The sequence below is a fragment of the Clostridium sp. LY3-2 genome, assembly GCF_024705715.1.
Lineage (GTDB): Bacteria > Bacillota > Clostridia > Clostridiales > Clostridiaceae > Clostridium.
In genome coordinates, this window is sequence record NZ_JAMDLQ010000008.1 from 1 (window position 1) to 23,108 (window position 23,108).

Sequence of the window (23,108 nt, forward strand, 5' to 3'; positions counted from 1 at the left end):
AGTATAAGAATTAAAGCCATAGTAACACCTATTATTACAAAGATTACAGCTTTATCATAATCCTTATTAGCCATTTTTTCAGTTTCATATGTTGTACTTGCTATTCCTCCTACACCTATATTTGCATTTTCAAGTTTAGTTCCTTTTACGCTTTCATTAACTATACTTTGAATATTTGGAACTAAGTTTACCGCATCTTCTGAATATGGATTTTTGTTTGTTATAACATTAATTTCTGCGATTTTTCCATCATTACTTATATATTGGTCTAGAGATTGTTTAAATTCACTATTACTAAATATCTCTATAGGAACATTTATTCCAGATATACTATAAGATAAATTAGCCCAATCGTTAATAAATCCATTTGCATATTTTAATCCTTTAGTAACTTCCTCTATTCCGTTTGCACCATCATTTAAACCACTTTCAAGTTCGTTTATTTGACTCCCAAACTCTTCAAATCCTTTTTTGATAGTACTTTGTCCGTTATAGATTTCTGTTAGAGCATTTTCTATTTCTGGAACCTTTCCTTTAATCTCTTTTCCGCCATTTAAAGATTTTGAAAGTCCATTATCTAAAGCATCTAATCCTGCACTTAACTCGTTAGCTCCTTTATTTATCTCATTTAACTGATTTATAACTTCATCTTTTTTATTATTTAAGTCTTTTAAAGCACCATTTAAAAGGTTTATATCATCATTTAAATTCTTTCTTAATTTTTCTAAATCATCTTTAGTACTATTTGAATTTAAGATCTTTTCTATATCATTATTTAATTTTTCTAAATTTTTATCATTTTTAGCTTCTGGGTGAAGTTTTACATATTCACCGATATCATTTTTTATAGTACTAATTGTATTTTCCATTTCTTTTTTATCATTTTCTAAAGCTTTTGAATTATTTAAAGTACTTAAAGCTTTATTAGACTTATTTAAAATATTTTGTCCCTTTTCGTTTATAGTATTAAATACTTTTAAAATTTTAGCATTACTTAAAAGAAGGGCATTAACTTTTTCTCTTGCTGCATCTACTTTATTTTTTATTTCGTTTGCCCCGTTATGTTCTTCGTTTATGCTATTAACTAACTCTCCTAAGGCTACATTTAACTCTTCAACCCCTTCTTTTGTTTTTAATGTACCACTTTGAAGTTTTTCTGTTCCATTTTCCGCGTCTTTTATTTTTCCTTTTGAATCACCTATTTGTTTACTTGCATCTTTTAATCCACCATTAATCTTATTTAAGCCATCATTTGCTTTATCTATTCCACTGTGAACTATAGATGCTTGATCATTTACATAAATTTCATCAAGCCTTGTACCTGTAGGTCTAGTTACACTTAAGACTTCTTTTACATCACCATTTGAGTTTTTAATGTTACTTGATATTTTCTCCATAAGTGCTACGTATTCTGGCTTTCTCATATCCTCATCATTTTCTATATAAATCGACATAGGAGATGCATTACCTATTCCAAAGTCATTTGCTACAACATTAAATCCAGCTTTTGCAGAATAACTATCTCCAATTTCATTTATGTTGTTATAAGATTCTTTAAAGTCATTAAAAAATATTGGTCCTGCAAGTATAATAGCTATCGCTACTAAAACAGGGATAGGCTTCATAAATGCAGTACTTCCAAGTTTTCCCCAAAGTTTATTTTGTTCAACTTTGATTTCTCCTCTAACTGGCCAAAATAAGTTTTTACCAAGTAAAAGCATTACTGCTGGGAAAATAGTAAATAAAGCTGCAATTAAAAACATAATTCCTATAGCAACTGCTACTGCGCTTCTATAAAGATTAAATTCTATAAAGTTTAATGAAGCAAATACTACAAATACCGGCATTGCTGATGATAAAACTGTTTTACCTGCTGTTTTAAATGTAGTTTTTACTGCATCTACTCTATTACTTCCCCCTGCAATTTCTTCTTTAAACCTATTTAATAAAAGGATAGAATAATCCGTTCCTATACCAAACATAATACAAATCATAAATATCTGCGTATAATTTGATAGTGGGAAGTTAAATTTATCTGCAAGTATTGCAACCACTGATTGTGCACCTAAATAACTTATACCTACTGTTAAAAGTGGTATAAAAGGTGTAACTATTGATTTAAATAGAAGAATTAATACAACAAATATAAATATTACTGTTATTGTTTGAGTTTTATTTAGCCCTTTTTGAGCTGCTATATTTACATCTTGCTCTATTAAGTTTTCACCTGTTAAGTATGTTTTAACACCATCTGTTTTAATTTTATTTCCTATTGCATTACTTATAGTACTTACACTTTCCCCTTTAGGGTCAATAGTAAGTAATGCCATTATAGTTTTATTATTACTTGAAACTAATTGAGATTTTAATTTAGATGTTTTAAAACTATCTGTTACGCTTTTTACGTATACGCTTTCTTTGTCTTTATCTAAATTTTCTAAAGTATTTTTGATATTGTCCTTATCTATCTCTGTAAGTCCATTATCATTATGAAAGACTGCGATATAACTATCATCGCTATTAAATTTGTTATTACTATTAATAAGAGTTTCTATCTTTTTAGAATAATCATTTGGTAATTGTATACCACCCTTTTTAGCTACTAGTTTACTTAAAGAAGGTGAGTTAAAAAGTAAAACTCCTACAAGAACAACCCAAAGCACTAAAATTAACAAACTTAAATATTTTTTCTTTTTTAATCCTTCCTCCATATTGCACCACCTTCGTCTAATATTACAAATTAATGATATCATTTTTATATAGACGCCTTATTAATAGATTTTAAAATTACTTTATGAGTAGATTAACTTTTTATAACAATTATGAATAAACTTTTTAAATAACTCCATATAAAAAGGAATTCTCGCAAATAACACGAGAATCCCTTTTTTACCTTGTTTTAAAATATAAATATATACTATTTATAAATGCTATAACACTTGAAAAAGTAAGCACTATTGCCCAGTGTTTAAGTCCAAGCGGAACTGTGTGGAAGATTCCTGATAAAAATGGTATATATAAAACTGAGCACATCATTATAATTGATATAGTTACTGCTACTACTAAATATGGATTTGTAAATAATTTTATTTCAAATATTGAATGTCTTTCTGATCTACACTCAAACACGTGGAATAATTGTGATAAAACTAAAGTAGATAAAGCTATAGTTCTACAAGTTTGTAAATCCATATTAAAATATCTTCCTACCATAAATGATAAAAGTGTGCAAAGTCCAATTAAGGTTCCTCTAATTAATATTTTTTCTGTAAGCCCTCTTGAAAAAATGCCTTCTTTTTTAATTCTTGGCATTTGCCTCATTATATCAGAATCAGCTGGGTCTACCCCAAGTGCTATTGCAGGAAGTCCATCTGTTGCTAGGTTTACAAATAATATTTGAATAGGGGTAAGCGGGTTTGGAAGCATAAATAAAGATGCAAGAAACATTGTTAACACTTCACCTAAGTTACAAGATAAAAGATACCTTATAAATTTTCTTATATTATCATATATAGTTCTTCCCTCTTCTACTGCTTCAACAATTGTATTAAAGTTATCATCCATAAGAATCATAGACGAAGCTTCTTTAGTTACATCTGTTCCTGATATCCCCATAGATATACCTATATCTGCTTCTTTAATAGCTGGTGCATCATTTACACCATCTCCAGTCATAGCTACTATGTTTCCATTTTTCTTAAAGGCTTTAACTATCCTTAATTTATGATTAGGTGAAACTCTAGCAAAAACACTTGTTACCTTTACCTTTTCATAAAGGTCTCTGTCCGTTAGCTTTTCTATATCCTCACCAGTTAAAACAGAATCTGCCCCCTTACATATACTTAAAGATTTTGCTATAGCAAGGGCTGTGTTTTTATGATCTCCTGTAATCATAACTGGTTTTACTCCAGCTAATTTACATTTTAAAACAGCATCATGTGCTTCTTTTCTAGGCGGGTCAATACTTCCAACAAACCCTATAAATATTAAATCTCTTTCAATCGAATCATTCTTTTTAATATCTTTTTCTTTATAAGCTGCAGCTAGACATCTTAATGCTCTAGAACTCATTATATTTAAACTATCATTAATAGATTTCTTTTTTGGAAATGTAAGTTCTTTAACTATTCCGTCTTCATAGATATATCTGCATCTTTCTAGAATTTTTTCAGGTGCACCTTTTACAAAGCAAGACTCTTTATCATCTTTTTTAACTATTACAGACATCATCTTTCTAGTTGAATCAAAAGGGTTATCATATATTCTTTTTACCCCATCTGTAAAAGAAGTTAGATCTTTTCCATTATTAAAAAACATATTTATTAATGCAATTTCTGTTGGATCTCCGTGAATGCTTCTATTAAAATCTTTACTTCCTTTATCAAAGGTACAATCATTACAATGAACTAACGCTTCTTTTAATTTAGATATACCTTTTATAGAACTTAAATTTACTTTTTCTAATTCTTGAATTTTTCCATTTATATAAACTTCTTTTACTGTCATTTTATTTTGAGTTAAAGTTCCTGTCTTGTCAGAACAAATTACAGAAGTACAACCTAATGTTTCAACTGCAGGTAATTTTCTAACTAATGCATTTTTCTTTAACATTCTAGATACTCCAAGGGCAAGGGCAACTGTAACTATAGCAGCTAACCCTTCTGGTATTGCAGCTACTGCAAGGGATACTCCAAGTAAAAACATTTCTCCTATTTCATTTCCTCGAATTATTCCAAGTACTGTAACTACAGCACATATAACTAAACATAAAATAACTAATATTTTTCCAAGTGAATCTAACTTTTCTTTTAAAGGTGATTTTTCTTCTTCAATATTTTGAAGTAAGTATGCAATTTTACCCATCTCTGTTTTCATACCAATTTCAAGTACTTTAAATAAACCCTTTCCCTTTAAAACATTCGTCCCCATGTAACCTAAATTTTTTCCCCTACTCTCTTCTTTATTTACTCCAACTGATTCACCAGTTAAAAGTGACTCATCTACAACTATTCCAGATGATTCTATAAATTCACCATCTCCAGGTATCCTATCACCTGCCTCTAAAATAACAACATCACCTATAGTTAAAAAGCAAGAATTTATTACTTTAATTCTTCCATCTCTATATACTTTACAGGTAGGTGCTGCCATATCTTTAAGTGCTTCTAAAGACTTTTCAGTTTTAAATTCTTGAAAAAAACCAAGAAGTGCATTAACTATAACTATAATAAGTATCGTTATAGCATCTGCTGTATCTCCCATAAGTCCTGAAATAACTGTTGCACCTATAAGTACCCAAACCATAAAATCATTAAATTGACCTAATAGTATTTTTAAGCTAGATGTTTTTTTCTTATTTTCTAATTGATTTAAGCCATATGTTTTTAATCTCTTTTCTGCTTCTCTTGTTGAAAGTCCAGGCGTAGTATTTTCTTCTAATACCAACTTCTTTTTCCTCCTAATAAATTGTTTCTTTTATATATATATTTAAAAGTATTTAAGTTATGAAACATTTTATTATTAAAGTCTACTTTACTTTTTTATATTTAAGAATTAAAATTATTATGTATTCGTATATAAAGGAGGAACTGACTATGAAAGACGTAATTTACGTAACTGGTCACAGAAATCCTGATTCTGACTCAATATGTGCAGCAGTCTCATACGCAGCACTAAAGAATAAAATTGGAGATATTCCAGCTATACCAGTTAGATTAGGAAAAGTAAATCAAGAAACTCAATTTATACTTGATTACTTTAACGTAAAAGCACCAGAATTTTTAGAAACAGTAAAATTAAAAGTTGAGGACTTAAAAATAGACCACATAAGTCCAATTTCATCTCATATATCACTAAGAATGGCTTGGAATATAATGAGAGAAAAAAATATTAAATCTCTACCTGTAACTGATGAAAACGGGCATTTAAAAGGAATAATTTCTTTATCAAACTTAACATCAGCTTATATGGATATTTGGGATAACAAAATATTAAGTAAGAGTAATACTAGCTTAGATAATATTATAGATACATTAAAAGCTAAAGAAGTATACGTAAACGAAGACACTAAAGTTTTCCCAGGGAAAATATGTGTTGCAGCTATGAGACCTGACTCAATGAAAGAACATATAGAATCAGGAGATATAGCTATAGTTGGTGATAGAGCTGACGTACAAGAAGAATTAATAGATCAAAAAGTATCATTAATCATCGTTACTGGTTCAAACACTTTAACTGAAAAATTAATAACTAAGGCTAGAGAAGCTGGAGTTACTGTAATTAGTACTCCTCACGATTCTTTCACAGCTTCAAGACTAATAGTTCAAAGTATTCCTGTTGGCTTTGTAATGGCTACAGAGAACCTAGTAAGCTTTAGAACTGATGAATTAGTTCAAGATGTAAAAGAAAGCATGCTTCAAACTAGATATAGCAGTTACCCTGTTACTACTCCAGACGGATTAGTTATAGGAACTATGTCTAGATACCACTTAATTTCTGACTTTAAGAAAAAGGTTATACAAGTTGACCACAACGAAAGAGGTCAATCAGTTCCTGGACTTGAAGAAGCTGAGGTTCTTGAAATCATCGACCACCACAGAGTTGCTGATATTCAAACTCAAAACCCTATCTTCTTTAGAAATGAGCCTATAGGAAGTACATCTTCAATAGTTGCTAAATGCTACTTTGAAAATGGTGTAAGACCTTCTAAAGAAGTTGCAGGTTTACTTTGCGGTGCTATAATTTCTGATACACTTTTATTTAGAAGCCCAACTTGCACTCCTCAAGACAAAGAAATCTGCCATAGACTTTCTGAAATCGCTGAAATAAACTTAGAAGATTTCGCAAAAGAAATGTTTAAAGCTGGTACTTCACTTAAAGGAAAATCTGTTGAAGAGATATTTAACGCTGACTTTAAACCATTTAACATGGGAGATTTAAAAGTTGGAGTAGCACAAGTTAATACTATGGATATTGAAGGATTTATGCCTTTAAAAGAAGATATGCTTTCATACATGAACAAAAAAGCTGACGAAGCTAACCTTAATGTAGTAATGCTACTTCTTACAGACATAATTAACGAAGGTTCACAAATATTAGTTGCAGGTTCTAGACCAGATTTAGCCGAGAAAGCCTTCAACATAACATTAGTTGATTCTACTGCTTTCTTACCTGGAGTTCTTTCAAGAAAGAAACAAGTAGTACCACCACTAACAAATGTTGCTATGAATGACTAATTTAAAGGAGTAATCAAATGATTACTCCTTTTTTATTTTATATAATTTTTAACTAATACACTTTTAATTTAATAAAAACATTAAAAAAGTTAATCCTAATGTTACTAAAATATTTATTCTTTTATATATAAAAAGTATAGCTATATACTCTCTTATTAATGCACTAGGCAAGAAATAAAATGATGTCGGTGCACCTACTCCGTAAGCTTTTAGCTTAGCTTTTCTGCTATAGATAGCTGCCCTAAATACGTGGTAGTTATTTGAAACAAATATAGAGTTATAATTATCTTTTAAAGAATCCATTATATCTTTTGAAAACTTCATGTTTTCGTATGTAGTCTTAGATTTATCTTCCATAATTATATCTTCTTTTAGAATATTTTGAGATAATAAATATTCTTTCATAGCAAAGGCTTCTGATACTAATTCATCTTCCCCTTGTCCCCCTGAAACTATTATCTTAGCTTCTACTTTATTATTTTTTTGTATATTATACATCTCTATTCCCTTATCTAATCTACTTTTTAATAATGGTGTAACTTTATCTTTGTTTAATCCAGCTCCTAAAACAATAATAAACTCACTTTTCTTTTTAAAATGTATCCTTTGATATAAATAAGAATAAGCTAAATAAATAAAAAGTATTATTCCAAAATAAACTGATAAAATAACTATAAGTAATAAAACTTTAAATATTATTTTATTCATATGTTCTCCGTAAAAAAGTAAGGCTAAAGTTACTGAAATTACAAAAATTATATATACTCCAAATATTAAAGATAACCTATTTGCTAGGTGCCTCCCTTCTTTAAGCCTCATAATCTTTCCGTTTTTAATTAAAAACACACAAAAGAATATTACAGCTAAAGGTGCTCCTATAAAAACTATTATTACAAGCGGTGCTTTTAGAATTGAAATTGCCGAAGCTAAAAATGCTAAAAGATATAGAAAAACACCTAAAGTTGATAGTGTAAATATTGATCCTACTATAAAATCTCTAGGTTCTTTATATAAAATGATTCCTGTTATGATACATTCTATAACTAATATAATAAACACGCGTGTCTCCTCCTTTGTTAGATGATATAATTATACCCTTTCTAACTAAAGAAAAGCTTGACTTTTGCCTTTCATAAACCTTACAAAAACGAAAGGTTTATAAAATAAAAAAAAGAAGGCTTAATACCTTCTTTATCCTATCTTGATCTCATGTTGTTAATCATTCCCCACATATCATCTGATGTTTGCAAGCTTTTTGAGCTTAATTGGAATGCTCTTTGAGTTAATATCATGTCTGTAAACTCTTGTGCAACGTCTACGTTAGATGATTCTAATAGACCTTGATAAACATCGTTATTAGTAGTTTCAGTTACTCTAACGCCGTTTCCTGCTTCAAAAAGGTTATCTCCTACAGAATTAAATGATTCGTTTCCAGTAGCAGTATATGTTGGAATTGAACCAACCTTTTTAAATGTTCCGTTATCTTTTACAAAAACAGCTCCAGTGTTATCAACTAACATATTACTAGTAGTTAATTTAACGTTATTCTCGTTATATCCTTGTTCATACTTCATATGAACTTTATTTCCTCTTCCGTCAACTAATCTTCCTCTAGCATCAATTTTAAAAGATCCATCTCTTGTATATAACGCTTTACCATCTGGAGTATCTATTCTAAAATATCCTTCTCCATCAATTGAAAGGTCAGTAGATCTCATTGTTTGCTGTAGCATACCTTGAGAATTATCTCTAAAATAATCTGTAGTTCTAACTCCAGTTCCCATTATTGATTCTTTATCATTTAGAGGAGTTCCTTTTCTATCTAAAGATTCACTTAATAGATCTTTAAAGCCTACATCTACTCTCTTGTAACCCATAGTTGTTGAGTTAGCTAAGTTGTTTGATATTGAATCTAATTTGTTTTGCTGGGCATACATCCCACTTTTACTTGTAAATAGCGATCTTAGCATCTAAATTCTCCTCTCTTACCTAACTTGTCCTATATCATTTGCAGCTTTTCCTAAACTATCATCCATCATAGTTACAAACTTTTGATTAGTTTCAAAGTTTCTCATTACTGCAAGCATATCAACCATAGAATCTGTTATATCAACATTAGATAATTCTAAGTATCCTTGGTTAACTTTAACATTTGCATCTGTTCTAGGGTTTTCACCCTTATAGTAGTTGTCTCCAACCTTTTTTAAGCTTTTATAATCATTAAAATCAGCAGTTAATAATTTGTAGCTTGGCTTACCTGGTATTTCTAGTTCCCCACTTTTGTTTAATTGGAATTTACTATTTCCAACAAAAATCGGTTCTACTCTTCCAGTATTTTTATTAACTCCTAAAACTTTATCTCCAGTTGTAGTAATTAAATTTCCATCAGTCCCTACTCTAAAATTACCATCTCTTGTATAAAGTCTTTCATTTCCTCTTTGTACTGTAAAAAATCCCCTACCATCTATAGCAAAGTCTCCTATTTTACCAGTATTTTTAAAATCACCTTGAGTAAATACAGTATCTACTCTATCAGTTTCTACGCCTAAAGCTAATTTACCTAAATCTTGTTTTACGTTTTGATTACCTAGTATTTTATCTTTGTTAGATACTAATACCTCTTTAAAACTCTTTAATCCTAGTTCATCACTTTTAAAACCTATTGTATTTGAGTTTGCCATGTTGTTAGCAATAGTATTTTGTTTATTTTCTAATGTTATTAATCCAGAAACAGCTGTATAAAGCCCTCTTATCATTTTTTATCTTCTCCTCCTAAAAATACCTTACATTCATCTTTGTAATGCATTCCAAGTCCTCTAGCCTTTTCTTCTATTTGCGCATTTGACATAGAACTTTGATATTTGTATCCCATCATAAATATCACACCTATAATAAGTCCTATTCCAATACCTAAAAGGAATTTTTTATCATAGAAAAACGGTAGGATATTTTTTAATTTTTGTTTAAGCTTCTTACTAATAGTACTTCCCCCTTACCTACTGATAACTTATCACAGATTTCATCATCAGATAGACCTTTTTCTATAAGTTCTTTTATTTTATCGCCTTTATTCTCATCTTCTTTAGGCTTTTTGACTTGTTTTTTTTGTTTAAGCGCATTAAAATTTATATCCGATATAACATCTTTGTTAATTGATAAATCTTTTTTCTTTTTTACAGTATATTTTTCCTTAGTTTTTAATTCTTCGATTTCATCTTTAAGGTTTCTAATTTCGATTTGTAAATCTGCAATAGTTTCACCAAAGGTTCTTCTGATTTCTGCTATTTCTAGATCCCTTAAATCCGAATTTTCTTCTTTATCTTTCACTAACCTAGAAAAAGAATTATCTTCTTTTTTTATAAATACTAAGCTAAATATTACAATAGCTATCCCTATTATTAATAAAATTGCTGGCATATAATCTCCTCTAAACTGGTAAGCTGAATTTGCTTTTCATTTTTTCTCTTAGGTTTCTAATTGCTCTACTGTGAAGCTGACAAACTCTAGATTCAGAAACCTCTAAAATCTTACCTATCTCTTTTAAAGTTAACTCTTCATAGTAGTAAAGATTTAAAACTATTCTGTCTTTTTCTTTAAGTTCTTCAATTGCTTCTCCTAAAATTTCAACCTTTTCTTTTTGAATGAATTCTTGTTCTGGGCTTAAAGTTTTCTTATCTTCAATTACTCCCATTAAATTCATTTCATCATCATCACTAAATATAACTTCATCTAATGAGACAACTGCCATATAATTTATGTACCCCTCAACTTCAAGTATTTCTTTATGAGTTGCTCCAAGTTCTGCCATTACTTCTTCTGTAGTTGGATCCCTTAAAAGTTCCGTCTGTAGTTTTTCAACACATTCGTTATATGCCTTTAATTTATCCATAGCATTTTTAGAAATTGGTCTTTGTTTTCTAAGTTCGTCTATCATTGAACCCTTTATCCTTAGAGCTGCGTAAGATGAAAATTTCATCCCTTTAGTATCATCGAATCTATTTATAGCATCCATTAGCCCTATCATTCCATAACCAACTAAATCCTCATACTCTATATACTTGTTTTTTCCAAGTGAAACCCTAGACGCAATATGTTTAACTAGTGGAATGTATTCCTTAACTATTTTTGCTCTAACTTCCATTGCATCTTGACTTGCCATATAGATTCCCTCCCTTAGTCTAAAACCTTATACAAGCCTCCTTTGCTTTTGTATAAGGGCAAAAACTTTTTTAATAATTTTATCTCGCTTAAACTCGTTCATATCATCAAAACTTACACCGTAAATTCTTTCATCTTTAACTAAACCTTCAGTGCTTTCTAGTCTGATTATTTCTCCAAGAATCTGAATCTTTTCATCATCTTGTATTATGTTTACTCTTAACTTTTTCCCTAATTCTATTTCTTCGTTAATTTTAATTCTCATTCCCCCGCCACTTAAATCTAGCATAATAGCTCTTTTCCATTTTTCCTCTTCTAAAATGCTATAAAAGGCGTGTTCTATAGTCTCTACCCTAACAAAGTTTCTTCTTTGAATCTTTATCTCATCTTTAGGTAAAGTTACCATATACATAGGTATATTATTTTCATTTACTTTTTTTAACACTCTTGAAGAACAATTAAAATAACCCACCTTCTCCACAAAGTAATTAAAATCGATTGTTTTTCCCACTTGTAATGGCAAAGGTCCTTCCATCCCTATTGGAATATTGATATACATTAGTCCGTCTTGTATATCTTGGACTACACTTTTAAATAACCCGTCCTCTGTCATTAGTTCAATTTTTGTATTGATTTTTAAGTTTGTTTTTGCCATTAATAGTCCTCCTACGAAAATATGTTAAACAATTTGCTAAACAATCCTTTAACAGTTTCCTCCCCTATCTTTCCCTCATTTACAAATTTATTTGAAATACTCTCTAATGCTTTAGATGATTTGCTCTTTGGGTGCAATAAGACAAATGGTTTTTGACTTCTTACACTTTGAACTAATTTTAAATCTTCAGGTATCTCCCCTAGATAATTAACCTTTAGACTTAAAAATTTCTCTACAACATTTTTCATTTTTTCAAAAGTATTTTTTCCTTCACTACTATCTAGTGTCATATTCACAACTATATTTACTTCATTTTTTAATTCAAAATGATTTACAGCTTTTAAAAGTGAATAGGCATCAGTCATAGATGTGGGCTCTGGAGTTGTAACTACAATAACCTCTTCCGAGCACGCAATAAAAGCTAGCACACTTCTATTAATTCCGGCTCCTGTGTCTATTAAAATATAATCATATCCTTCTAGGTCTTTAAGCCTATTTAAGAATATTCTTCTTTCTTCTTCCTTTAAGTCTTCAATTGCATTTATCCCTGAACCTGCTGCAACTAGACTTACTCCCTCAGGGCCTTTAACTATTATATCCTTCATATCCATACCTTTAATAACATGGAAGATATTATATTTAGGATATACCCCCATAAGTACATCATCATTTCCCATTCCTATATCTGCGTCGAATATAAGAACTTTTTTGCCACTCTTTTGTAAAGTAATTCCAAGGTTTACTACAAAATTACTTTTACCAACACCACCTTTACCTGATGTTATAGTGACTATTTTAACTTTTCTTTGTACCATCCTTCTTAGAGATTCAGCTTGGTCTAACATATATTGACCTCCCTAAAAATTATCTTTTCTAAACTTTCTTTAGAGACATCTTTTATATCGTCTGGTACATTTTGTCCTATTGTTAAAAATCTTATAGGTTTATTTGCTCTCTTAGAAATATTGTAAATACTGCCATACGAGGATGTTTCATCAAGTTTTGTCACTATTATTTTATCATAACTTAGGGTATTATATCCATCTACAATAGCTTTTATATCTTTATTTTTAGTTGTTGCACTTATCACTAAGTTGATATTATCTGCATTTGTCTTTTCTATAAGCGCTCTAAGTTCTGAAATCTGCATAACATTTTTGCTACTTCTACCTGTTGAATCTATTAAAACTACATCTAAATCCTTCATTTCTTCTATAGCTTCTTCCATATCTTTAGTATTTATTACTACTTTAAATGGAATGTTCATAATCTCTGCGTATGTTCTAAGTTGCTCTACTGCACCTATTCTATATGTATCTACAGTTATTAAACCTACTTTTTTATTTTCTTTTAAGGAAAGTTTTCCTGCAAGCTTTGCTATAGTAGTAGTCTTTCCAACTCCAGTCGGTCCAACTAATACTATATTTCCTTTTATATCTTCAGTTGATAAATCAATTTCAGAAAGTATAATCTCTTTTAATTTTTTTATTCTATCTTCTTCTTTTATTCCCTCTAATTTTTCTAAAATTTTAGGAATAAATTCTTTATCTATATCCAGTTCTTCAAGAATTTCTAATATAACATCTTCTTTTTCTTCTTTTGTTGTGTTTTTTATAACTGTATTAAGTAGATTCTTCATTTCATTTATTTCTTTATTAAGTTCGTCATCATCTTTTTGAAGCTTAATATCATTTTTTTCTAAATTTTCTTTTACTAAACTTTTAAACGAAGTGTTTTCTTTTTCTTTAATAGTATCTTCCATTACTTTTTTTATACTATTTATTGAATCTTCTACTTTAGTTTCTTTAAAGTCTTCTTTACTAGAATCAGAATTTTCTACAGCTGCTGTTACTTCTATCATCTTAGGTTCAAAAAATCCTAAAATCCCTTTTTTCCTAACTTTTCTTTGAGAAATTATAACTGCTGACTTACCTAATTCATGTCTGATTCTTGTAAGTGCTTCATTCATATTTTTAACTAGATATCTCTTTATTAACATTTTATATAGTTACAACTCCTTCAGTTCTTATTTCCACATCGTTTGGAATTTCGTTTAATGAAAGAACCATAACGTGAGGGAATACCATCTCTATAAGCTTTCTAAATACTGGCCTAATATTAGGTGATACTAATATTATTGGTTGGTTATTGTTGAAATAAACTGAGTCTATTGTATTTCTTAAACTTTCAAAGATTCTAGTTGTAGTATCAGGGTCAATAGCTGGGAATGAACCTTGAATTGACTTTTGAATATTAGACCCTATAAGTTCTTCAAGTTCTGGGTCTAAAGTAACTACAACAATTCTTCTATATTCGTCTACTATTTGGTTTGTTATAGTTCTAGCTAATGAGAATCTTACGTATTCTGTAAGTATTTCTATATCTTTAGTGTTTTGAGAATTATCTGCAAGTGATTCCATAATAGTAACTATATCTTTTATTGGAACCTTTTCTCTTAAAAGGTTTTGAAGAACCTTTTGTAACTCACCAATAGTTAAAAGGTCTGGTATTAATTCATCTACAACAGCACTATATTTTTCACGTGCATTATCAACTATAAGTTTAACTTCTTGTCTACCTAATAGCTCGTAAGAGTGTGCTTTAATTGTTTCTGTTAAATGAGTTACCATAACAGTTGTTGGGTCAACTACAGTTAAGCCTTTTATCTCCGCTTCTTCTCTTTGGTCTTTATTTATCCAAACAGCTGGAAGTCCAAAGGTTGGCTCAACAGTTTTTATACCTGCAATTTCAGATGCATCCCCTGTTGGGTCCATACAAAGTAACATGCTTGGCATAAGGTCAGACCTTGCAATTACTGTTCCCCTTATCTTAATATCATATTCATTAGTCTTTAGCTGAAGATTATCCCTAATTCTTATAGGTTGTACAACTATTCCCATCTCAATTGCACACTGCCTTCTAACAGATGCAATCCTTTGAAGAAGATCTCCACCTGTTCCTTCATCTGCGAGAGGTATAAGACCATAACCTATTTCAACTTCCATAGGTTCAACAGATATTAAATCCATAACATTTTCAGGTTCTCTTGAAATTGGGTCTTCCATTTCCTCATCCTCAATAGACATGATATCCATTTGAGATTGTTTTAAATGTTCTTTATGTAGCATATAAGCAACTGATCCTATAGCAACCGCTGCTACTAAAAAAGGAAACTTTGGCATCCCTGGAACTAAAGCTAATCCAAACATTACAGCACTTGCAAGTCCTAAAGCTATAGGAAATGCTGTTAACTGACTTGTAAGAGTTTTACCGAAGTTTTTAGAACTACCAGACCTTGTAACTAGCATACCTGATGCTGTAGAAATTAATAGTGCAGGAACCTGGCTACAAAGCCCATCCCCTACTGTTAATTGAACGTAAGTATGAGCTGCTTCACTTGCACTCATATCTTTTTGTGTTACACCTATTATAATACCCGCTATTATATTTATAACAGTTATTATAATACCTGCTATCGCATCCCCTTTTACGAACTTTGATGCACCATCCATAGCTCCGTAAAAGTCAGCTTCTTGTTGAAGGTCTATTCTTCTTTTCTTAGCTTCTTGCTCATCAATAAGTCCTGAGTTTAAATCTGCATCTATACTCATTTGCTTACCTGGCATAGCATCAAGTGTGAATCTTGCTGATACTTCTGATACCCTACCTGCACCATTTGTTATAACTACGAATTGTATGATTATAATTATTAAGAAAATAATTATACCAACTACATAGTTTCCTCCAACAACGAAATCACCAAATGCTCTAATAATCTCTCCGGCATCTGCTTCTGTAAGTATAAGTCTTGTTGAAGAAATATTTAATCCTAATCTAAATAATGTAGTTACAAGTAATAATGTTGGGAAAACTGATAATTGTAATACATTAGTTGTAAACATTGTAATCATAATAATTATGATTGACAATGTAATATTAAAAGCTAATAAGATATCTAATAACATCTTCGGTAACGGTATAATTATCATCATAACTATACATATTACTCCAAAGGCTACAAAAATATCTAAATTATTTTTTATGTCAAAACGTTTCTTTCCAAACGAATCCAATATTTCCCCATCCTCTCATCTAAATTTTATTTTTCATCTTATAAACCATCGCTAAAATTTCTGCTACTGCTTGATACATATCTCCTGGAATTTGCTGATCTATTTCTACTTGATCAAACATAAGCCTAGCTAAAGGTTTGTTTTCCATTATAGGAACATTATTTTCTTTTGCTAGTTCTTTTATTTTTATTGCAATATGATCTCCACCCTTTGCTACGACAACTGGTGCTTCACCTTTGCTTTCATCATATTTTAAAGCGATAGCTATATGGGTTGGGTTAGTTATTACAACTGTAGCGTCTGCAACAGATTGCATCATACGTCGTGTTGCCATCTCTCTTTGCTTTTGCTTTATTTTACCCTTGATTTGTGGGTCACCCTCCATTTGTTTAAATTCTTCTTTAATCTCTTGCTTAGACATCCTTAAATCCTTTTGATGGAATCTAAATTGAATAAAATAATCTATCGCTGCAAGAATTATTAAAACTATCGTTATCTCTAAAAATATACCTAATATAAGAGTCTGTATCTCCTTACCTACTGTCGGTAAGTAAAGATTTGATATTTGCAGTATCTTACTATAATTACTTTTAACATAGGTATATCCAAGAATTCCAACTATAGCAACAACAGTAATATTTTTAACTAAATCTACTGCACTTCTTTTTGAAAACATATTTTTAAATCCGTTAATAGGATTTAATTTACTTAACTGAACTTTTAAAGGTTCACCTGTTAATATAAAACCTGTTTGCATTAAATTAGCGCAAACTCCTGCAATCATTATAGGTATTGCTATAGGTAAAATAAGAAGTCCCATCTTTACTATAACTTTTAATGATATTATTTTTAAAGTATCATCATTAACTTTTTCTAAAATACCTGCTCTTAAAGTAAACTCTAATATATCTTTCATATTTTGAACTAAATAACTACCAAAAATAAGTATACATAATGTACATGTAAGCATTCCAAGTGCTAACCCTACATCTTTACTTCTCGCTATTTGTCCTTTTTTCTTAGCTTCTGATTTTTTCTTAGGTGTTGCTTCTTCGGTCTTTTCCTCACTTGCAATTAAAAATACAAGAGGAATAGCTGGCGATGCTTTAAATATGCTTTGAAAAATATTTGGTATATCATTAATTACACCAATTATTATCTTAAAAGTTATAGGTAAAATAGCTATAAAAGTTAACATACCCACAAGCATTTTTACAGGCATACCAAGTATCATTACATTTATAGCTGGAACAGTTCTAGACACAAGTGCCATACATAAATCAGTAATAAATATTACTAATATAAATGGAAGTGCTATCTTTACACCAACTACAAAAAGATCCGAAAATGTATGAATAACTTCCATAAGTGTCTCTTTGTAAACTATTGTCTCTCCAACTGGTACTATCTTAAAACTCTTAATTAAAAGTTTTATAAGTAAGTGATGACCATCTACTATAAAAAATAACACCATTGATATTTGCATTAAAAAGTTAGACATTAAGGTTGTATTTGAATTTGTTGTAGGGTCTAATAAAGATACCATAGATAAGCCAGCCTGAGTATCCATAAAAGAACCTGCCATTTTTATAAATTCAAATATCATATTAACAACAAATGCTAATATAAATCCTGTCATAAGTTCACTTGTAATAGCAAATATAAGCGAGAAGTTATTATTGATTTCATTTATAGAATTATAATCAATTCCTGTAATAACACCATAAGCTAAAATAAGCGAAAAACTTCCTTTTAATATTACTGGAGTTCCTCTTGGGAAAACCACATTTGATACTAAAAGGAAGGTTGTTATTCTAATAAAAATCAAACTTAGTGCTAAGAAATAGGCTGTATTAACTACCACTCTATTTCCTCCTACGTTGTAATCTTGACTATTATATCAAAGATTCTCTCTGTAAAACTTGTAATATTATGTAACATCCAACTTCCTAAAATTATTCCAACTACAGCTACTCCTATAAGTTTTGGAACAAAGGTTAGGGTTTGTTCTTGTATTTGTGTCGTTGCTTGAAATATACTAACAATTAAACCTATCAAAATCGCAGTTATTAAAATTGGCGCTGCAATTTTAAGTGCAGTATATACTGTATCTTTTGTAATTCCTACTAATAAATTTTCACTCATATATACCCTCCTTTAAGAAAAACTCATTATAAGTGATTTAACTAATAGGTTCCATCCATCTACCATTACAAATAATAAAAGTTTAAATGGAAGTGAAACCATAACTGGCGGAAGCATAAACATACCCATAGACATAAGCACACTTGCAACTACCATATCTATTATTAAAAACGGTAAGAATATTAAAAATCCTATTTCAAAAGCTGTTTTTAATTCACTTATTGCAAAAGCTGGTATAATTACCGTCATAGGAATATTTTCTCTAGTTACTTTTGAAGTATCTAGTTTTGCACTTTCAACAAACAATTCTAAATCTTTTTGCCTAGTTTGCTTTAGCATAAAATCTTTTAAAGGTACAAGACCCTTATCAATCGCTTGTTCTTGAGTAATTTTATTATCTAAATATGGTTCTATAGCATCCTTATTTATCTTATTGTATACTGGCTGCATAATAAATAATGTTAAAAATAAAGCAAGTCCTACTAAAATTTGGCTCGGTATAGATTGCTGAGCTCCCATTGCATTTTTTAAAAATGAGAAAACAACCGCAATTCTAGTAAAAGACGTGACCATTATTATAAGTGATGGAAGTACTGCGAGCATTGTAAAAAATATTAAAAGTCTTATATTTCCTACATAGTCCGATCTACTACCTTCATTTCCAAAAGAAATATTAACATCTGGTACCGAAACATTGTTCGGTGCAGCATATGCCTTTATTCCAAACACTCCAACTACAATTAAAGATAAAAGAATACAAAATATAACTTTTTTCTTCTTATCTTTCATCTGTATCTTCCTTTGACTTATTTTTTCTTAATACCTTATTTTTGTATTCACTAGCTTTACTTAAAATATTTGTATAATATTCTTGCATAGCTTCTTGTGACTCTATCTTTTTCTTTTCAATATTAATTAGTTCTTCGTCTGTTAGTTCAAGTATTTTCTCTGAATTATTTTGAGATACACTCATAACCCAGCCTTTACCGCAAATTTTAACTATAACTAAATAGTTATCCTTTGCGAGTTGAACTCTTTCTAAAACTTTAATATTTTTATCTTTGTTTACCTTATTTAATCCGTTTCCCGCAAACTTGAAACTTAAATACATTAAAGTTAATACTATCCCTAAAGATAGTATTAACTTTATCATCATAAATATAAATTCCATAATTTCTTATCCTACCTTAACTTTATAGCTATATCTATTGTACTATAATATCATTAATATAGGCATCTAAAATTATCGGTTTACTTAATTTTTTGTTAAGAGTTTCGACTAATTCCTTTTTCAATTCTTTTTCATTACTAGATGAAAAATCTTTTGAAGTCTTTGATTTTAAGTAATAGTTACAAGCATCCCTTAAAACAACCGTGTTATTTTTTAAATATTCTTCACCATCTTTTGTTTCTGAATCATACCCTACACTTATTTTAGTCTTTAAATAGTTATGTCCCCCTTTATCACTTAGGTTAACCATAAATTCCCCTAAGTCATAATAGGCTTGAACTACTGGCTTATTTTTTTCTGCAGTTTTAGATTTACTAAATAAATAAGTCCCTCCAAAACTACAAGCTCCTAAAACTATTAGCGCTAAGATTACAAGTAAGACTTTATTTTTGCCTCCACCTTGTTTTCCTTCTTCTTTCTTTTTAGCCAAATTTATCACTCCTTATTATTCGCAACTATTAGTATGTTAACTCTTCTGTTTTTTGCTCTATTATCATCACTATTATTTGCAACAAGAGGTTTGTATTCCCCATAACCTGATGCACTAAATCTTGATGGATTTTCTCCCTTTTCTTCAATAAAATATCTAACAACTGTAACAGCTCTTGCTGTTGATAAGTCCCAGTTACTATTATATTCTGAGTTATGTATAGGTACATTATCTGTATGCCCTTCAACAACTATTGAATTTGGAACACTTTTTAATAGTGTATTTATTTTATTTAATATATCTTTACTTTCTGGCTTAAGTTTTGATTCACCAGTCTGAAATAGTATGCTGTCTTTTAGCTGTAAGATAACTCCTCTTTCATCTTCTGTTATATCTACAGTATCTGATAAGTTATTATCTTTAACAAATTCTTTTACTCCCTTATACATACTTTGAGCCGTATCACTAATATCTTTATTATCTGATTCTCCTCCAACTAAAGGTACTTCACCGTCATATAAATCATATTGTAATATTGAATCGCCCTTTGTTCCAACCATCACTTGATTAAATGCTTTTGAAAGTTGTTTTAACTTTTCTGAATCTACAGATGACATTGAATAAAGAAGTATAAAAAATGTTAAAAGTAAAGTTACCATATCAGAATATGTACCTAACCATTCATCGCCTTTTAGTCCTTCTGACTCTGGCTTTTTTTTCTTTCTAGCCATTTTTATACAACTCCTTCATTATCTCCATTTTCTGAATTGTTCTTCTTAAATTCTTCTTTTTCAGAAGGGTTTAAGTATGTCATAAGTTTTTCTTCTACTATTCTTGGGTTTACACCTGATTGTATAGCTAATATACCTTCAAGCATCATCTCTCTAGTAGAAACTTCCATAGCGCTTTTTTTATCTAAGTTTGCAGCTATTGGATTACAAAACATATTAGCTAAAATAGTACCGTAAAATGTAGTTATAAGAGCTTTACCCATACCAGATGCTATAGTAGTTGTATCAGTAAGGTTTTGTAACATTTGAATAAGTCCTATAAGTGTTCCCACCATACCAAATGCTGGTGCATAAGCTCCCCATGTAGCAAAAAGATTTGATCCTGATTTATGTCTAGATTCCATCTCTTCAATTTCTAAATCCATTATTTCTCTAATCACTTCTGGTTCTATTCCATCTACAACCATTTGTAATCCCTTTTTTAAGAAGTCATCTTCTAAAGATAATAATCCTTCTCTTCTAGCTTTTTTTGAAAGAGAAGCAAACTCTGTTACTATTTGTACTTTTGAATTTGAAGGCTCTTTAAATGCTTGTATAAGAACTTTACCCATCTTTTTTAAATCGCTCATAGTTATTCCCATAAGCACTGCACAAAAAGATCCTCCAATAGTTATTGCAACTGAAGGTAAATCCCAGAATATCATTATATTACTTCCATTGCTCATAGCCCAACCTATAAGTACAATTGCAACTCCTAAGCCAATCCCAGTTAATGCGTCTGATTTTTTCATTTAGAATCCCCCTATAATTTGTATGTCACTATTCTATTTTTGTACTTAACAACTTCTTCAATTACTTCATCTATAGTTTCAAGAACAATATATTTCTTACCATTAGTTAAAGTTATTAGAGTTTCTGGTACTTCCTCAATCTTTTCTATATGATCTGCATTTAATACGAAACTTTTATTATTCATTCCTGTTAATTCAACCATCTAACCACCTCATTTTCTATATTAGGAATTAAGAATAAAGAAATCTTCTTTACTCTTAATTCTTAACAATTTAATAGAATGTTTTGGGGGATTCCCCCCAAAACTTCTATTTTAATTAACTATCTTTTTAAGTTAATGATATCTTGAAGAATTTCATCTCCAGTGTTTATCATCTTTCCACTTGCTTGGAATGATCTTGTTGTTGTGATCATATCTGTAAACTGCTCTGCTAAGTCTACGTTTGACATCTCAAGCATACCTTGAATACTGTCTCCATAACCTGAACTATTATCTTCACCTGTAGTTCCAAGTCCACTCTTAACTATAGCGTCACCTGAGTTAACTGATTGAGAGTAAAGATTTTTACCAAGACTTGTTAAACCTTCTGGGTTTTTGAAGCTTGCCATAGCAAGTTGTCCAAGTGCTGCAACTCTTCCATCTTCTAAAGTTCCAGTTATTAAACCATTTTTATCTATACTAAATGTTTTAACTCTTAGTTCTTCTCCAGTTCCAGGCATAACTACTTTATCTGGAATTTTTAATGTTTTAAGTTCTCCGTCATATGATTTAACTGTTCCTGTACCACTTACAAATTCAAGTGCACCATTATCTGTTAAAGATTCAACTGGAGTTCCTCCATTTGTTTCTCCTGATTCAGTGTTTGAAATTACGTTTGGTTTTCCTTCTATCTTATCTACAAATTGATTTATTCCAGCTTCTTTAAGTGCTTTATTAATAGCTGATTTCATAGAGTCGTTAGTTACTGCACCTTGACTTGTGAAGTCCCCGTTTAATGTTATAACTTTGCTATTAGCATCTACGTCTGCTGTAGTTTTAGTTCCTTTAGTTATAGTTCCTATTTGGAAAGTATATCCGTTTAAAGATCCACCTGGTTTTAAAGTAATGTTCATCCCATTAACTTTAGTTTCACCTGTAGGAGACTTTAAATCTTCTCCGCCTTCAATAGGGTCAGAATTTAAACTATCTATTCCTTTATATGAACCTTGTGCAAAGAATCTATCATCACCAGTTAAGCCTAATTTTTTATTTATTTCATCTGCTAAGTCTTTACCTGCTACTCCACCTGCTGTTACGAAGTCACCTGATAAAGTTATTTTATTTAAACCTGCATCATAATTTGCACTTAATGAACTAGCTCTTACATCTCCTATTTCTATTTTTAACCCGTTATATTTTGAACCTTTTGGAACTTCAATTGATATTCCTCCTAGTTCTATTTTTCCTGGGCTTGTCATATCTTGACCGTCAGAAATTTCAATAGTATTTTTTACGTCTGCTGCATTTGGTGTTCCTGTAATACTTGTTACGTGTGCAGTTGTTTTTCCGTTTCTATCTAATTCTTTATTTATTTTATCTTGTAAATCTTTTAAATCTAATCCTGCATTAGTTAAATCTGCATCTATAGTAATTCTTTTCTTTGAAGTATCTAAAGTTA

At 30.1% G+C, this 23,108-nt stretch carries 22 protein-coding genes; 1 reads left to right on the plus strand and 21 read right to left on the minus strand.

Translation table 11 applies throughout. The features are described from left to right. Positions 1–2,711 (minus strand): MMPL family transporter (locus tag M4I33_RS01410; protein WP_257915095.1); only part of this gene is annotated, 2,711 nt, incomplete at its 3' end. Positions 2,712–2,889: 178 nt separating this feature from the next. Then, a complete protein-coding gene (locus M4I33_RS01415; protein WP_257915096.1) occupies positions 2,890–5,445 on the minus strand; it encodes a calcium-translocating P-type ATPase, PMCA-type in 2,556 nt (851 codons plus the stop codon). A 149-nt stretch (positions 5,446–5,594) separates the two neighbouring features. Between M4I33_RS01415 and M4I33_RS01420 the strand changes: the two genes are divergently transcribed. Further along, complete coding sequence (locus M4I33_RS01420; RefSeq protein WP_257915097.1) at positions 5,595–7,235, plus strand: putative manganese-dependent inorganic diphosphatase; 1,641 nt, start codon at positions 5,595–5,597, stop codon at positions 7,233–7,235. A gap of 63 nt (positions 7,236–7,298) precedes the next feature. Here the strand turns inward: M4I33_RS01420 and M4I33_RS01425 are convergent, their stop codons facing one another. The 19 genes from M4I33_RS01425 to M4I33_RS01515 all read right to left on the minus strand — a co-directional run. Continuing rightward, complete coding sequence (locus M4I33_RS01425; RefSeq protein ID WP_257915098.1) at positions 7,299–8,294, minus strand: YdcF family protein; 996 nt, start codon at positions 8,292–8,294, stop codon at positions 7,299–7,301. 137 nt (positions 8,295–8,431) lie between these two features. Beyond that, on the minus strand, positions 8,432–9,205 hold the full coding sequence (locus M4I33_RS01430) for a flagellar hook-basal body complex protein (RefSeq protein WP_257915099.1): 774 nt from the start codon (positions 9,203–9,205) through the stop codon (positions 8,432–8,434). A gap of 15 nt (positions 9,206–9,220) precedes the next feature. Beyond that, positions 9,221–9,991 (minus strand): flagellar hook-basal body complex protein, encoded by a 771-nt coding sequence (locus M4I33_RS01435; protein WP_257915100.1) that lies wholly within the window; start codon positions 9,989–9,991, stop codon positions 9,221–9,223. Next, positions 9,988–10,110 (minus strand): hypothetical protein, encoded by a 123-nt coding sequence (locus tag M4I33_RS01440; protein ID WP_257915101.1) that lies wholly within the window; start codon positions 10,108–10,110, stop codon positions 9,988–9,990. Before M4I33_RS01440 ends, M4I33_RS01435 begins: the two co-directional genes overlap by 4 nt. A gap of 77 nt (positions 10,111–10,187) precedes the next feature. Beyond that, positions 10,188–10,652 (minus strand): DUF6115 domain-containing protein, encoded by a 465-nt coding sequence (locus tag M4I33_RS01445; protein ID WP_257915102.1) that lies wholly within the window; start codon positions 10,650–10,652, stop codon positions 10,188–10,190. Positions 10,653–10,662: 10 nt separating this feature from the next. After that, on the minus strand, positions 10,663–11,394 hold the full coding sequence (locus M4I33_RS01450) for a FliA/WhiG family RNA polymerase sigma factor (protein ID WP_257915103.1): 732 nt from the start codon (positions 11,392–11,394) through the stop codon (positions 10,663–10,665). Positions 11,395–11,421: 27 nt separating this feature from the next. Further along, entirely contained in the window at positions 11,422–12,048 is a 627-nt protein-coding gene (locus M4I33_RS01455; protein WP_257915104.1) for a flagellar brake protein, read from the minus strand. Between the two features lie 11 nt (positions 12,049–12,059). Beyond that, positions 12,060–12,893 carry a MinD/ParA family protein gene (locus M4I33_RS01460; protein WP_257915105.1) on the minus strand — a complete coding sequence of 278 codons (834 nt, stop codon included), beginning with the start codon at positions 12,891–12,893 and terminating at the stop codon, positions 12,060–12,062. Next, entirely contained in the window at positions 12,887–14,047 is a 1,161-nt protein-coding gene (gene flhF / locus M4I33_RS01465; RefSeq protein ID WP_257915106.1) for a flagellar biosynthesis protein FlhF, read from the minus strand. Before flhF ends, M4I33_RS01460 begins: the two co-directional genes overlap by 7 nt. A 1-nt stretch (position 14,048) precedes the next feature. After that, a complete protein-coding gene (gene flhA, locus M4I33_RS01470) occupies positions 14,049–16,121 on the minus strand; it encodes a flagellar biosynthesis protein FlhA (protein WP_257915107.1) in 2,073 nt (690 codons plus the stop codon). Between the two features lie 19 nt (positions 16,122–16,140). After that, positions 16,141–17,985, minus strand: coding sequence for a fused FliR family export protein/FlhB family type III secretion system protein (locus M4I33_RS01475; RefSeq protein ID WP_257915108.1), 1,845 nt, complete (start codon positions 17,983–17,985; stop codon positions 16,141–16,143). 11 nt (positions 17,986–17,996) lie between these two features. Continuing rightward, positions 17,997–18,266, minus strand: a complete 270-nt coding sequence (gene fliQ, locus M4I33_RS01480; protein WP_194190908.1) for a flagellar biosynthesis protein FliQ — start codon at positions 18,264–18,266, stop codon at positions 17,997–17,999. Positions 18,267–18,278: 12 nt separating this feature from the next. Beyond that, a complete protein-coding gene (gene fliP / locus M4I33_RS01485; protein ID WP_257915109.1) occupies positions 18,279–19,055 on the minus strand; it encodes a flagellar type III secretion system pore protein FliP in 777 nt (258 codons plus the stop codon). Continuing rightward, positions 19,045–19,437: a flagellar biosynthetic protein FliO gene (locus tag M4I33_RS01490; RefSeq protein WP_257915110.1), complete on the minus strand. Its 393-nt coding sequence runs from the start codon at positions 19,435–19,437 to the stop codon at positions 19,045–19,047. The genes fliP and M4I33_RS01490 overlap by 11 nt, the downstream gene beginning before the upstream one ends. A 34-nt stretch (positions 19,438–19,471) precedes the next feature. Further along, positions 19,472–19,927, minus strand: coding sequence for a flagellar basal body-associated protein FliL (fliL, locus tag M4I33_RS01495; protein ID WP_257915111.1), 456 nt, complete (start codon positions 19,925–19,927; stop codon positions 19,472–19,474). Positions 19,928–19,932: 5 nt separating this feature from the next. Beyond that, positions 19,933–20,658 carry an OmpA family protein gene (locus tag M4I33_RS01500; protein ID WP_257915112.1) on the minus strand — a complete coding sequence of 242 codons (726 nt, stop codon included), beginning with the start codon at positions 20,656–20,658 and terminating at the stop codon, positions 19,933–19,935. Positions 20,659–20,660: 2 nt separating this feature from the next. Beyond that, positions 20,661–21,449: a motility protein A gene (locus M4I33_RS01505; RefSeq protein ID WP_257915113.1), complete on the minus strand. Its 789-nt coding sequence runs from the start codon at positions 21,447–21,449 to the stop codon at positions 20,661–20,663. An 11-nt stretch (positions 21,450–21,460) separates the two neighbouring features. Then, positions 21,461–21,652 carry a flagellar FlbD family protein gene (locus M4I33_RS01510; RefSeq protein ID WP_194190914.1) on the minus strand — a complete coding sequence of 64 codons (192 nt, stop codon included), beginning with the start codon at positions 21,650–21,652 and terminating at the stop codon, positions 21,461–21,463. A 119-nt stretch (positions 21,653–21,771) separates the two neighbouring features. Then, positions 21,772–23,108, minus strand: a 1,337-nt coding sequence (locus M4I33_RS01515) for a flagellar hook-basal body complex protein (RefSeq protein ID WP_257915114.1), incomplete at its 5' end; no start/stop codon positions are given.